We start from the raw sequence: 13,788 nt of genomic DNA on the forward strand, positions 1-13,788 counted from the left end.
GGCCCTTATCAAGGCTTACTCAGTGACTTTATATATAAATCACTTAATCAATTAACCAAAACCCACTGTAAGCCAGTAATGGCGCGGATTTGAGGCTGGTTAAGCAAGCGACATTGCACTTAACCCGTACTTAACCACTTAATCACCTGCCCAACAGACAGGCAAAAAAAGCCCCGCCTTATCGGCAGGGCTTTAGAATCACGCCTTGTCGGCTTTGCTCTTCTCTTTGGGGCTATCGACTGGAAGCTGGTACTCAGTCCGATTAGAACGCTCCCTACGGCTCTGGATCTTGCCCTCGCTCGCGAGCAGCCTGAGCGCCTTACCCCAGTTGCTCGCCATGCTCAGCTTCTCTCCATGGCGGGCACAAAGCTCGCTTGCAGTGAACCACTCAGTTGAGGGCAGCGGGCACGATAAGTGGCGATGGTAAATAACCTCATAGTACGCCCCCTTATCGGTGTGGGCATCGTTTACAGAGGCGGCCAGTGCAGCAGTCGCATCATCCAGAAACCACGTCGAACCAGACTCATAATGGACCATAACTTCCAGCCAGAACTGGCGCAGTTGCTCAGGATCATCCAAGGATAGTCGGCCTGCATTCCAGCTCCAGCCTAGGATCGCATTCAGGCGATCAACATCAGCCGCAGCGGCTAGCTCGATAACCGCAAATCGAGCGTTACCTGTCGTGTCTCTGAGAAAATCCGAGCCGTTAACCGTGGCGATAAATGCGGTCTGGCGCTTTTTAGTGGTCATGCTACGGGCATAGGGCAGGCGGAAACAGTCACTCTCCCTTGTCAGAAAAGCTTTGAGCGAGCCAGCCTCATGCTTCGTCGTACTTTCCAACTCAGCCAGTTCCACAATCCACGCTGACACAGCGCGACGAACATCATCAGGTCTGTCTGGATTGATGGAGCAATCCAGGGTTGAACCTGGCACCACGGCAGCCAGACGGCTAATCCATGCGGATTTACGGAGGGACTGCCCGCCCGCCAGCACAGGCACCAGTTTTGAATGCCAGCGTGGGTGATACAGCGCAGCAACACACCCAACCAGCCATGCATGCAACACGGCACCAGCATAGGCGGGATTAGCGGTATTGAGGGTAGCAATCACCGAATCGATGCGCGGTTTCCCATCCCACGGTGCCCCACGTTCGAGCCACTGACGCACAGGGTGATAACTGTGGCGCTCACAAATTGCGATCAGGTGCTCCTCAATCACGGCATCCGGCACACCTGCCAGCTGGCAGGCATCAACCAGCGCAGATCGCTGGCCCGCCTCAGAGCCCCCCAGGCGCTCACCATCAGCACCCGCCAGTTCCGGCTCACCCGTCATCAGGTTGTAGCGCGGCAACCATGCCTGAAATCGAATGAGGGCGCACAGATTTGCACTGGTTTTGATAGGGCGGCCAGTAGGACCCATGTCCGGCAGAGTCAGCAGTTCACCCTGCATCACCGACCTGACAGCTTGTTGAACCTGTTGTGTGGCAATGCCGTCGTTCTGACCATCATTTGACGGAATATCATGCCCCGCTGTAGTATTTTCATTATTATTCATTTTTATAGTCCTCGGCTTTATCGCCTGATTGTTGTTATATAGAAGCCCTTGTCATTTTCTACTTTTTAATTTCGTGAGCAGCAAACATATTAACCACACACTCAATTAAATCTAGCGGTTTTTATGAATGGTATTGTGCAACCAATAATGGCGGTATTAGCCCGTCTGTCCTCGATCAGCAAATGAGCCCGAGCGCCCGCAGGCGTTGGAGCGCCTGATCCTGTGCGTCGTTCGAATAATCGGGTTCCTGAGTGATCCGAGCAAGACGCGCAACCAGCCGCATGCTATTTTCATCAAGCCTCGCAGACACATCGAGCAATGACACTGCGTAGTGAGTGTTACATGCCGATGCCAACGCAGCAGCCAGCACCCTGCTAGATCCGGTGCGCGGGTGCTCTACAATGAGAGCCAAAATTTCGTTCAGAATTTTCATCTTTTTTCTCTATTTCCTCTATTTAGTTAAAAAATATTGTGCCTTTTCGGTTGTCATAAATTCTGCTGGTTAGATATTGGTTGTTATCTAAACGCCCTCGATTGATCAGCATCAAGCGATGTCATGACTGCGTTTTGTGTAAAAATAAATAATCATCTTAACAGTTTTTATAAATGGCATTGCGCAATAAATATGGATGCCCCGTCACCAATATATGTATCAAGGTTGTTCCTCCTTCGTCAGACTCCACCTGGACACATATATCAGGTTCCTAAGTCATTCCACATTTCCCGCTCCATGCCATCCATAAAAAGGGATTCTCCACCCCACTGCGTTCGCAAGCTCACTACGGGGGTTACGGGTTCGCTACTCTCACCACATCCCCATACTTACGCACTTTTGTGCGCGTAAGTATGGTTTTAAAACGCGTTCTTACGTGGTATCACGCCTCGTACTTACGTGTGTGGCAGTCGGCATTACCATGTTGTGTATTGTCAACTTCCTCCCATTTTAAAATGATTGCATTTAGATAATTAGCCCTGAGTTTTTTGACTATGATAAATCATTCCCACTGGATTCATTTTTCCCTCTGCGTATGAATGCGGCCAATCCTCTATTCCCCACAGAATTATTATTGACCTGATTTATTACTGGAGACTCAGGCTTGATATAATGTGTATTATCCGCTGATAGCTGACTGTGAGTCATACGAATTCCGCTTAAATCGGCATCAGCAGGGCAGCTAGGCAGTCGCCCACCTTTAGCCAATTTCCTATTGCCATAACGGTCAACAGAGCCAGTGGCCTGATGGCCCATCAAATATGCAATACGTTGGCGGTCCATTCCGGAACCTTTGAGCTCAGAGCCGAGCTGGTGACGCCAGCTATAAAATGTGGGTAGAGCCCTACGCCTAGGCCATAGTTTTTTACCAGCAGCCCGCAGCCTGTCCTGCATCACACCAATGTCTACTCGTTGCGCCTGCATGACACAATATCTGAGCAGGCCAGAATCGATGCCATCCAACAGTAAAGTGCGGTCTGCCCCCCGTTGTCCGCTATGGCTTTTTTTAGCGCCCGTCACAATAAGCCGATTTCCATCCACTCTCAGACCTGAAAGCTCTGCGGGTCTAATACCTGCGTTTTTAAAAATGAGGATGGCAGAAACCATACTAATGTCACCACGCTGGTTAAAATATGATTTCAGAGCATCCTCATCTGCCTGATTGATCGCCCTCGCGCGGGGCTGTCTGGATTTTTTTGATAAATTACTACCATGTGCAGTCACAGGGTTTTTCGCCCTCCGAATACGCTCGGCAGCATCAACATAGCCCAGCATATTCTGGTGATATGCCAGAGCACATCGCAGTCTCCGCCAATACCCTGGTCGGTAATCTGGTGCACAGGCTAGCAATTCATTAGAAATGTTTTTTGCCGTGAGTGGTATCGCCCTATTTTCAAGGCGTTGGTAAAAAAATTCAGCCAGCTTCGTATACTCAAACTCCGTCTTTTTGGTAGTCATATATCTCCTAGGGCTCTTTTCGGCCCCTATTTAAAATCTATTATCTTAACGCAACAGTTATGAGCGCCAGCCATATAGGATAACACCTCACGTAACGTTTATCGTAAAATGATAGTGAACGGTATCACTACAATAATTGAATTATTGCATACAGTATTATATCGTGGATTTGTTGTTAGTTAAATAAAACCACTTGACCTATAAGAATATATTGTTTTTGTCTACTCCCCATCGCTGGCTCAATTTATGTATAGCTGCCATCCGCCTATCATCCATATGTAATGTAGATGAGCTATTAACGGAAATATCGTGTATTCTCGAATCACTATCGTCTATAGACGCAGTGTCTGAACCATAACACTGATGAGACTCGTCGGATTTAGCTATCGTAGCTGGTTCCAGTTTCGTAAAACCATTAAAACAGCGGTCCAGCACAGTATCCTCAACGGCATCATAATCAGGTGCATCCTCTACAATCCATTTCCCGTAGTGCCTATATATCATGGCGGTACTGGTTAGCCCCATTTTACGGGCAATCCGCTCTACAGAGACGCCCGCAGTGAGCATCTGACTCGCATAGGTGTGGCGGAATTGGCTAGGCCCTCGATAGCGTACAGCTACTCGTTCACAATAGGGCCTAAAAAATGCCTCCCGAAAATCGTCAACAGAGACATAGGGCCGATCTTCTTCCTGCGAATACGCCAATAAGGTTCTATACATCTGTAAAGATTTTTTATTGTCCGCTTGTAATACAGTAATTAACTGAGGTTGTCTTTGATGGGCATACTCAACCAGTGTTTTGGCTGCGCTCAGAGTCCAGCCACACAGTTCAATGACCCGTTTTGACTCCCTGGTTTTTGGGATTTTAAATTCCTTATCCACCAGCGCTAAATCGATAAACAGCTGCTGCTTATTCAGATCAATTGACTCGACAGTAAGAGCCATGAGTTCGCTAATTCGCAGCCCAGTACCGATTCCCAGGGTGATTAATGCCACCTCAATCGGGTAATGCTCCTCGCAACTCCTCAGAGCCTGGATCTCATGCTGTAAAAATGGATCGGGATCGTTGGAAGATGTTTTACACGTTTTTATATTTTGTATCGGACTCATGGCAATCAGCCTATCGTCCACAGCCCGAGTGAATATCTGCCGCAAGATTGAGAGATAGTGATTTACAGTTTTGTTACTATATTCCTGATGCAACCTAGCCAAAAAGAGGCCCATGTCGGTTGCGGTCACATCAGAGATAATCTGCCTACCAATCCATTTATTCAGCTGTTCAGATTTGCGACGAAAAGCCTTAAATGTAGCTGGCGCATATGCCGGCTTCATAATAAGAACATTATTTTTTAGTGCCACTTCAATCGTCATTGCCATCCTGTTTTTTCTATACGCCATTAACTCCATCCTCATGTCATTTGCAGTGAGACTAACCGCATCAAAACGACATGTCAACATGCAAAATCACATTTTTTCAGGCTTGTCAATATCCGTTTTTACTAATATTTCAGTGGAATTTAAGACAGGTTATTAGATATTCCTAATGTGCGTCATTCATCACCAGAAAAAAACAATATAAATAGTCCAGATGAAATTATTTATATTATTTAATAATCTTATTCTGGACGGTGAGGGAGAACAAATTTAAGCGCATCAGAAAAATCTAATTGTTCTACTACAGCCTGCAAACGCTGCACTGTGGATTTTTTTCCATAATGGCGATAGGTAAAACCAATTTTGCTATGTCCTGCCAGGTCTGCGACCGCATGTTCGGGTGTATCACGCTGTTGCAGCTCATCAATAACGGTGTGACGGAACCCATAGGCGGTAGGTCGTTGCCCCGCCACAAATCCCAGTTTCCCCAGGTAGCGGGAGAAGCGGCACTCGAAATTTTTGGTCCATTCGCCAAACTCCCCTGTAGCCGTACAACTGAATAGCTGCACATGGCCCTGCCTACGTCGTAATTCGACATAATGCAGGAATCCCAGCGCAATCAACCTGCTGTGGATGGGTACGAGTCGCCTGCTGTTGCCGTTTTTGATCGACTGCGCCTCTCCCTCGTCGGTAATGTTGAGGCAAGCGATATTATTCTGGGTCATCACATCACTGACACGTAGCTGACAGATCTCCGCAGGCCGTGCGCCAGTGTGTAGTAGTACCAAGGGTATCCAATAGTCATCGACGTTGCTGTAAGCGTGCTGGGTGAAGTTTACCGAGCTGAACAATGCCCTGAGCTGGGTGGGCTCCCAGCGCTGTCGTGGGGTCGGCTGCGCACATTTTATTTTGACCTGATCAAATGGATTTTTGGCCGTATATTCCATCTGCACAGCAAAATTCAGCATCTGGGTACAGGCCGCCTTGTATTCACGCACAGTCTTCAGTCCCTTACTGGTCGCCAGCTCCTGAACAAACTGATCTACATGCCTGAATTTCAAAGCCTGTACGAAGAAGCCACCACCCACAGCGTTGATAAGTGCTGTTGTACGAGTCTGGAGCTGCTGGAGCGAACGTGATGAGATTTTTTCATTCGATTTGCGCTCCAGAAACTCAGCCTGCAACTGGCCCATTGCCTTGGGCACTGTAACCGGATCAAGGTGCTGCATCGGCTCAAGAGACGGCTGTAACTGCGATGCCCTCATTGGAGAGTCGCAGCAGGATGCTGCTGACACGTCATCGGGCTGACTATAAGGAAGTGGGGACGACTGAATAAGCCCGTTAGCAGAGGAAAGCAGTTGTTGGCGTAAGCGAGCCAGATCCGGCGCGATAAGGTCTCGAAAACGGGTCGTCGGCTGATGGCTGTCAGTCCTCAAGAGAGCGGGTAATCTGCCCATCATTATCTTGATGCCATGTGCTGCAACCAGATTGCGTAGCGTGGCTTCACTGCGATCCTTGGTGAGCAGGGAGACTCGGATCTCTAGGGGGCAGCCTAACAGGCGGAGGGATTGGGGAAACGGAATGCGGGTGTAGTAGTTTCCGTTTCGGTTTTTCAGCAGGTAGCTCGGCATGATCGTGACACCTCATAGTGACACTGGCCTTTTCGCTCCTCCAGAAACGAAAAAACCCCATGAAATTCATGGGGTTGATTCACACTCAATTTGGCGGTGAGGGAGGGATTCGAACCCTCACTTTTGTATATCACAGCACAAATATAACCTTTATATTCAATGACTTACGCCTTTAACATCGACCATAAAAACAGCGCGATTGACTCAAGCTATTGCCATGGGTTTTCTACGCCTTTTATATAGAGAAACTCTTGAATGTCAAGAAAATGAGCAGTCTTTCAGACTATCGGAATATTGTTGTCCTTTCCTATACAACTCACATTTTCGCGAAGCTGCCGATCTCACGCTCCGCCTGCTCATATGTGTTATATAATTTCTCAACACGCCCAACCATTTTCATTCCGCCTTTAGTTGCCCTATCTGTCCAATAATGCCCCTCCAGCTCTTCAACTGGAGAACCGTGAATTTCTAGGGAAAAAGAACCATGATGAATTTCACTTCTAACACCTTGCAATTCAATTTTCGGTTCATTTCGGTAAACGCCAACAAGCTTATAAAGATCTTCATCTTCTTGCTGTTCTATACTATGGGCGACCAATACAGATCTAGACTCCTTTGTCATCAACCTCAAACTAAGAAATGTTAAAGACTGTCTAATGACTGCATATCCATATATTGGTGCTATCTCTTCACCTGTGTCAGGGTTGACCCAGCTACTTTTCAATTCAACTTTCCACGTCCCTCTTAAATCTGGTCTTTTAACATACCAGCCTTTAAATATTTTCCATGACCAAATATATTTATTAAACAAGGTGATAAGCAAAGTTATGACACCAACAACTGTACCAAATGGTTTCACAAAGTCTGATCTGAGTACAGGCATACCTTGAAACCAGAGAGCGAGTAACCAAACTGCGATAGTGAGACCAATAAACGACGAAATATGAAGTCTAGTTAGCATTATTTGTAGCCTATGTAGTCCCAAGCATCACTTATGAACTGGTGAGCACTCTCACGAGTCCACGGCTGTGATCTCCTGAAGAGATACTTAAGTTCACTCACTTCCCCCCACTCAGAGCATTTTTCATATGACAAGGTATTATTGAAAATATCTGCGAGCACATGCCTTACCATCGGTTTGAAAGATAGATATTCAAAGCATGGACTTGATGCGTTGAACACTAAGCACTCAATGAGGAAACTCGGTGCATCTTTTGCTGACTGAATACCGTTTGATGCCATCTCGTTCGATAGTTTCTTTAGTACACGAACAACTCTCTTGTATCTTCTTGATGTGGCATTATTCTTAAAAACACCATTTTGATAATGCTGCTCAGGCCAATTTTTCACTCTAGGTGGGTCGTAATCATCCGGTATCATTTCGACTCCAGAATGATAACGTGTGGAGGTAATATATCTACGATGCTCAAAAAACGCAGCCACATCTGACTCTACGCGATGTGTGTTCGCTTTTATATCAAAAGCTTTACTACCACGTGTAACCGCCGTTCTTCCAAATCTAGCTATAAGAGCCTCTTCTAGCTCACTTTTAAATTGAGCGTATTCATATGTAGCTGGAGCAAAACTTTTTGAAAGCTCCATTTTTACATTATCATCAGGATATTCAGGAAAATAGGTATCAAAACAGAGAACACCTACATCTACATCACTATCCTGCCTTACATTAACCCTGTTCCTGTAAGAGCCTTGTGTAAAAACTATGATATTTCTATTTTTTAACTTATCACTTGCCTGAATTGCTTGCTTTATTTGTCGTTCAGCATTCTCAGCTCTCTCTTGCTCAGTTGCACTTGGTCCTTGAGACCACCTTTCAAATACAGACTCCCAATCCCTACTCATAAATTGCTCCTTACTTTGAAAGGAAAGTAACGCCTAAATAATCTAATTAATTTACTTGGCTGACTGCATATTCTTGTTAGCCGCTCGTTCCAGAAATATATAGCCTTGTGTTATATGGCCACCTTGGCCTGCGGTCATATACTGTCCTTCGGCACTAAGACCTCCAGTTTTTAAAAGCAGCATTAAATTTCCAGAAATTCCATCAGGAGAACCATACACACATTGAATCATGCCATGTCTATTAATTGTTCCTTTGAAAGTAGTGATGCTGGTTTCGGTTTCAATTACACCATGTAATTCTCCAAGAAACTGCCTTTTAATAATCATCTTCCCTTTTATTACATCATAAGCACATGAAGGCCCCACACTTAAAGATAGAGTCCAAGTGCCGGTTACATCTGGATAACCCCGCTTTGATGTAAATGTTGAATATGCAAATACAAACATCGAAATAATTGCTGTTACCAATGATGCGTATATAACTAAACTATCGAATGTCATTCCGTAACCTCCGATAGTGCTACGCACAACCCACTAACAACAAGAGTTATTAAAAACATAGTTACTGACCCAGATGCAATTACGTTTAAATCATATGCCACTTGACCATTAGCAACACTTGAAACATCTGCATACCAAAGAGAGTTCAATGCTAACAAAAATATACAAGCACCACATATAATTAGTTTTATATTTCTTTTATAAGCATTACCGATAACTAATTCACCTATAGCTGCGGCCGAAATTGCGGCACCGATTAGTAGTAGCTCACCACTACCAAAAACACTTTCAATAGACAAGGCCTTCCCGGCACTTGCAATCTTTAACACATGAAAACAAATAGGAAGTAGTGCAAACATTACGCTAAAAACGCCCCACCGAATTAATTTTTCAGACATATAGAACCAGCTCTCCTACTTCCTAGTTTACTAGCAATCCACCTAACGATCATTTGGTGTTTTATCGATATTCTAGAATTATATTTTTGCTTCATAGTTTAATTGATAAAGTATTCTCTGGGGAAAGCATTTTCCTATTTAAACTAGAGTTAGCTTGTTAGAAGCTCTATTCGTACCAACTTGATGTATCGACATTTAGGCTGTCAACTTCCATCACACTGCCTAATGGGGCTTCGAACTTAACATCTATTGTTCCGAAAAATGGAAATGATGTTGCAATTATGCCCCCATCACCTCTACGAATGTCTGATCCAGAACCATATTGAAGCTCACAATCAAGATGCCCTGTTACTTTAAGTGTTAGTGATTTAGGGCCAATTCTATCAACATAAGCACCATCATGATATATGTCTTCAATATACTGGTGCGTCGATAGCTCTATAATTTCAGTAACAGATTCTGAAATTATACGTTCTAATAGATTTCTATCTATTTCATCGATTAACATACCTAGTATTTCATTTCGTGTTTCAGATATTTTTTCCACAAATCTCAAAGTGACTTCTAAGCACTCTGTAGACAATTTTTCTACTTCTGATTCACTGATGTCGAATGTGTGTGACTCAATATGAGTATAGCCACTGAGTAGCTTTATAATAGAAAGAAGCTCTCTAATCACATCATCTATTTCATCAATTTTAAGCTTTTTGGTCACGTAAAAATCGGATAGTCCACCTTGGATCGCATATTTTAACCGATGCTGTCTGGTATATCCTGTTGAAGAAGTGGGATCAGGTTTAAACCAGTCGCATTGAGATATATCTCCATCAGGAGATAATCGGTGTAAAACATGACGCAACAGCTCTCTCAATGAATATGCAAAATTATTGAATCTTAATGGATTTGGAACGTTTAAATTACTGAATGCGGCGTTAAGTAATGCTTTCTCGAAACCATCCGTGAAAAGACCAGAAATGCGTTCTTTATAATTGACTTCTAAATTATTCAAATTTTTCTCCCTAACATTACCATAAGCCACAATCACCAACGCGTTTGCGACTTTGCTGATGCCCACTCCAAACCTAAAAATTACAACAGAAAGGTAGCTTTACTATGAATTATTTTAACTGTGGCACACCATTTATATTTTTAAACCACTTATTTATGGATGATATTTGCTTGTCATAAACTTTCCCTTTTGAGAGAATGGTCTTTCTGACACCTTTTAGAAAATCAGTTTTTTCTGGCGGCAGCTTCTCGATGGCTACATCAATCCAAAACAAACAATTATATGTTCGTTGGAGTGAGTGTGGACTGAGGTTATCAGGGGCTCTAGCTGCAATATTATTTACATGACGCACGTCGGCTTCTGAAAGCTCTGTGGAGCAATATTTTTCATAATAATTTTTCAATACTGAGTATGAGCAGTTAAGTTCAGAAACAAGCTTCAGCTCTCTTAACAAAAGGTATTCTATTGCATTTTTTTCTGGGTTAACTTCGGACGTTCCACCTTGTCCACCGGAACCACTACATTCTCTATCATTTGCTGATAATGTAAATTTGGTTAAGTCAGGAACTCCAACCGTTGAGCCTTCCCCTGCTTTATTTTTAGCGCATGTAGGTCCTGCATAAAATAACTTCCCAGTCTCTAAATCTTTTAAGACATAGGCCTTAAGAGAACTTAAATACTGTGGGCAGAAATCACACTTCCGAGTGGTATCTGTCAGATCTCGTCTCATCACTTGATACGGCACACTACCTCCTTAAGGGCATAACACTTACTAAAGGGCGACCGCTGTACAGTATGATAAACTATCACACGACTCCTTTGTTAACCATCAGCTGGCAAGAGGTGCTGGGCTCCGCTCCGAGAACTGTGCAAGAACAACGAGACCATTCGGACATACGCAGCACATTATCCACCTTTAGGTAAAGCTACCGCACACTGGCTCACCACCCCAGTCTGCGGTATTGCAATCGATTCTCTGTGCCCATGCTTCCTTTGGGCAGAGTGTGTTTGACCTGCACCACGGCTCAATCGACGATACCACTAGCCGGTTGAGACAATGAAACGAGTAATCTATAACGCTGAGCTCACTTGGGCCTTACCCATGATTTATTCAACACTATCATGCTTTTACAACCATGAACATGAGCTATATCACGACTAAAACCAATATTATCAATGAAACGGCTTGGTTGCTTGGCATGACTCGTGCGGACTGATAATCACCAACAAGGGCGCAGAAGGGGTGATATGGCTAATCTGCCGTTGAGCACTCAACGGCAATAAGAAAATCAGATTCTACCCAGTTTACGTTTTATAGCCTCTACGACCTAATTCACCAGCCGAGTTGTGGTAGTGATCAGCATTCTTTATTGGATGTCATGGGTTATTTTGGTTAGATGCAGGTTAAGCGAGTGAATCCCCTCTTAATCAGCCTCAAACCCTTGCCATGACTGCGTTTGAGGTAATGATGGTTAAGCTGAGTAAGTGAAGTTGCTATGAAGCGTGGTGAGTGCTGGATGGGCTCTTATCAAGGTTTACTCCGTGTTTATATATAAATCACCTTAATCAATTAACCAAAAACCACTGTAGGTCAGTAATGGCGAGGGTTTGAGGCTGGTTAAGAAGCTAGAAAAACCACTTAACATGCACTTAACCAATTAATCATTTGCCCAATAGACGGGCAGAAAAAGCCCCGCCTTATCGGCAGGGCTTAAGAGTCACTTGTCGGCTTTGCCCTTCTCTTTGGGGCTATCGACGGGCAGCAGGTACTCGGTCCTATTAGAACGCACCCTGCGGCTCTGGAGCTTGCCCTCGCTCGCGAGCAACCGGAGTGCCTTACCCCAACTACTCGCCATGCTCAGCCTCTCACCGTGGCGGGCGCACAGCTCGCTCGCCGTGAGCCATTCAGATGAGGCCAGTGGACGCGATAGATGGTGGTGGTAAATAACCTCATAATATGGACCCTTGTCTGTGTGAGCATCGTTTTCCGATGCAGCTAGTGCAGCTGTTGCATCATCCAGAAACCACGTTGCTCCTGACTCATAGCGCTCCCTTACCTCCAGCCAAAACTGGCGCAGTTGCTCAGGGTCTGTCTGGGACAAACGGCCTGCACTCCAGCTCCAGCCCAGGACCGTATTGAGGCGCTCAACATCAGCTGCCGCAGCCAACTCGATAACAGCAAATCTGGAGTTACCGGTTGTATCCTTGAGAAAATCCGTCCCGTTGACCGTGGCAATATAGGAAGTCTGGCGCTTTTTGGTGGTCATGCTGCGGGCATAGGGTAGGCGATAGCTGTCGTTCTCTCGGGTCAAAAAAGCCTTGAGGCTACCCGCCTCATGTCGGGTCGTACTCTCAAGCTCAGCCAGCTCCACAACCCATGCAGACACTGCGCGACGAACATCATCAGGCTTGTCTGGATTGATGGCACAATCAAGGGTCGAACCTTGCACCACAGTAGCCAGACGGCTCACCCAGGCGCTTTTTCGATAGGACTGTGCCCCCACCAACACAGGCACCAATTTCGAGTACCAGCGCGGTTGATAGAGTGCAGCGACACACCCAACCAGCCATTCATGTAACACCGCACTCGCATAGACGGGATTAGCAGGATTGAGGGTAGCAATCACCGCATCGATGCGCGGTTTCCCATCCCACGGTGCCCCACGTTCGAGCCACTGACGCACAGGGTGATAACTGTGGCGCTCACAAATTGCGATCAGGTGCTCCTCAATCACGGCATCCGGCACACCTGCCAACTGGCAGGCATCAACCAGCGCGGATCGCTGACCCGCCTCAGAGCCTCCCAGACGCTCACCATCCGCATCAGCCAGTTCTGCCTCACCCGTCATCAGGTTGTAGCGTGGCTCCCAACCGTTGAATGTGATAAGAGCAAACAAATTCGAGCTGGTTTTGATGGGGCGGCCAGTAGGGCTCATATCCGGCAGAGTCAGCAGTTTACCCTGCATCACCGACCTGACAGCCTGCTGCACCTGTTGTGTGGCAGCACCGTCCTTCTGACCGTCATATGACGGAATATCATACCCCGCTGTTTTGTTTTTATTATTTTTCATTTTTATTATCCTCGGTGTTATCACCTGATTGTTGTTATATATAACCTCTGCCATTTTCTACTTTTTAATTGAGTGGGGTAGTTAAAACATACATGGCTCCACTCAATTAAATTCAAACCGTTTTTATGAATGGTATTGCGCCATCAATATGGGATGACCGTCACCGAGATATAGGCGTCAAGGTTGTTCCTCCTCGTCCCGAGTCAGACTCCACCTTGACCCCTATACCCGCCTCCTTCGTCATCCCATATTGACCGCTTCATACCATCCATAAAAAAGGGTTCTCCACCCCACTCCGGTCGCTGCGCAACCTACGGGGGTTCCGGTCTCGTAACCTCGACACACCCCCATACTTACGTGCGTAAGTATGGTTTTCAACAGCCGTGCTTACGGTGTGTTTTAAATCATACTTACGGTTGTATTCTTTGCGTACTTTCGA

12 protein-coding genes are annotated in these 13,788 nt (G+C 45.5%); all 12 read right to left on the reverse strand.

The window, feature by feature from the left end:
- Nucleotides 1-198: 198 nt before the first annotated feature.
- The 12 genes from I6L48_RS16085 to I6L48_RS16140 all read right to left on the reverse strand — a co-directional run bounded on the left by I6L48_RS16085 (nucleotide 199) and on the right by I6L48_RS16140 (nucleotide 13,349).
- The gene (locus tag I6L48_RS16085) at nucleotides 199-1,554 is read right to left on the reverse strand and encodes a virulence-associated E family protein (protein WP_216987442.1); all 1,356 of its coding nucleotides are present in this window, start codon (nucleotides 1,552-1,554) and stop codon (nucleotides 199-201) included.
- A 175-nt stretch (nucleotides 1,555-1,729) separates the two neighbouring features.
- On the reverse strand, nucleotides 1,730-1,987 hold the full coding sequence (locus tag I6L48_RS16090) for a hypothetical protein (RefSeq protein ID WP_017783779.1): 258 nt from the start codon (nucleotides 1,985-1,987) through the stop codon (nucleotides 1,730-1,732).
- Between the two features lie 552 nt (nucleotides 1,988-2,539).
- Nucleotides 2,540-3,505 carry a hypothetical protein gene (locus I6L48_RS16095; protein ID WP_063625530.1) on the reverse strand — a complete coding sequence of 322 codons (966 nt, stop codon included), beginning with the start codon at nucleotides 3,503-3,505 and terminating at the stop codon, nucleotides 2,540-2,542.
- A 198-nt stretch (nucleotides 3,506-3,703) separates the two neighbouring features.
- Nucleotides 3,704-4,876 carry a tyrosine-type recombinase/integrase gene (locus I6L48_RS16100; RefSeq protein WP_199763661.1) on the reverse strand — a complete coding sequence of 391 codons (1,173 nt, stop codon included), beginning with the start codon at nucleotides 4,874-4,876 and terminating at the stop codon, nucleotides 3,704-3,706.
- A 245-nt stretch (nucleotides 4,877-5,121) separates the two neighbouring features.
- Nucleotides 5,122-6,510 carry a site-specific integrase gene (locus I6L48_RS16105; RefSeq protein ID WP_063625531.1) on the reverse strand — a complete coding sequence of 463 codons (1,389 nt, stop codon included), beginning with the start codon at nucleotides 6,508-6,510 and terminating at the stop codon, nucleotides 5,122-5,124.
- A gap of 316 nt (nucleotides 6,511-6,826) precedes the next feature.
- Nucleotides 6,827-7,393, reverse strand: coding sequence for a hypothetical protein (locus I6L48_RS16110; protein WP_201998291.1), 567 nt, complete (start codon nucleotides 7,391-7,393; stop codon nucleotides 6,827-6,829).
- Nucleotides 7,394-7,470: 77 nt separating this feature from the next.
- Nucleotides 7,471-8,370: a nucleotidyltransferase gene (locus tag I6L48_RS16115; RefSeq protein WP_181497394.1), complete on the reverse strand. Its 900-nt coding sequence runs from the start codon at nucleotides 8,368-8,370 to the stop codon at nucleotides 7,471-7,473.
- Nucleotides 8,371-8,421: 51 nt separating this feature from the next.
- A complete protein-coding gene (locus I6L48_RS16120) occupies nucleotides 8,422-8,871 on the reverse strand; it encodes a hypothetical protein (protein ID WP_181497393.1) in 450 nt (149 codons plus the stop codon).
- Nucleotides 8,868-9,269 carry a hypothetical protein gene (locus I6L48_RS16125; RefSeq protein WP_181497392.1) on the reverse strand — a complete coding sequence of 134 codons (402 nt, stop codon included), beginning with the start codon at nucleotides 9,267-9,269 and terminating at the stop codon, nucleotides 8,868-8,870. The genes I6L48_RS16120 and I6L48_RS16125 overlap by 4 nt, the downstream gene beginning before the upstream one ends.
- A 166-nt stretch (nucleotides 9,270-9,435) precedes the next feature.
- The gene (locus I6L48_RS16130; RefSeq protein ID WP_181497391.1) at nucleotides 9,436-10,344 is read right to left on the reverse strand and encodes a hypothetical protein; all 909 of its coding nucleotides are present in this window, start codon (nucleotides 10,342-10,344) and stop codon (nucleotides 9,436-9,438) included.
- A 43-nt stretch (nucleotides 10,345-10,387) separates the two neighbouring features.
- Nucleotides 10,388-11,023 (reverse strand): hypothetical protein, encoded by a 636-nt coding sequence (locus I6L48_RS16135; protein ID WP_181497390.1) that lies wholly within the window; start codon nucleotides 11,021-11,023, stop codon nucleotides 10,388-10,390.
- 973 nt (nucleotides 11,024-11,996) lie between these two features.
- The gene (locus I6L48_RS16140) at nucleotides 11,997-13,349 is read right to left on the reverse strand and encodes a virulence-associated E family protein (RefSeq protein ID WP_216987443.1); all 1,353 of its coding nucleotides are present in this window, start codon (nucleotides 13,347-13,349) and stop codon (nucleotides 11,997-11,999) included.
- Nucleotides 13,350-13,788 lie beyond the last annotated feature (439 nt).

Source organism: Aeromonas sp. FDAARGOS 1418 (genome assembly GCF_019048585.1).
Lineage (GTDB): Bacteria > Pseudomonadota > Gammaproteobacteria > Enterobacterales > Aeromonadaceae > Aeromonas > Aeromonas caviae.

Bases quoted from the DNA above. Each gene is read 5' to 3' on its own strand.
- I6L48_RS16100 (WP_199763661.1), bottom strand. From the start codon at position 4,876: ATGACGATTGAAGTGGCACTAAAAAATAATGTTCTTATTATGAAGCCG.
- I6L48_RS16105 (WP_063625531.1), bottom strand. From the start codon at position 6,510: ATGCCGAGCTACCTGCTGAAAAACCGAAACGGAAACTACTACACCCGC.
- I6L48_RS16095 (WP_063625530.1), bottom strand. From the start codon at position 3,505: ATGACTACCAAAAAGACGGAGTTTGAGTATACGAAGCTGGCTGAATTT.
- I6L48_RS16125 (WP_181497392.1), bottom strand. From the start codon at position 9,269: ATGTCTGAAAAATTAATTCGGTGGGGCGTTTTTAGCGTAATGTTTGCA.
- I6L48_RS16140 (WP_216987443.1), bottom strand. From the start codon at position 13,349: ATGAAAAATAATAAAAACAAAACAGCGGGGTATGATATTCCGTCATAT.
- I6L48_RS16110 (WP_201998291.1), bottom strand. From the start codon at position 7,393: ATGCCTGTACTCAGATCAGACTTTGTGAAACCATTTGGTACAGTTGTT.
- I6L48_RS16120 (WP_181497393.1), bottom strand. From the start codon at position 8,871: ATGACATTCGATAGTTTAGTTATATACGCATCATTGGTAACAGCAATT.
- I6L48_RS16090 (WP_017783779.1), bottom strand. From the start codon at position 1,987: ATGAAAATTCTGAACGAAATTTTGGCTCTCATTGTAGAGCACCCGCGC.
- I6L48_RS16085 (WP_216987442.1), bottom strand. From the start codon at position 1,554: ATGAATAATAATGAAAATACTACAGCGGGGCATGATATTCCGTCAAAT.
- I6L48_RS16115 (WP_181497394.1), bottom strand. From the start codon at position 8,370: ATGAGTAGGGATTGGGAGTCTGTATTTGAAAGGTGGTCTCAAGGACCA.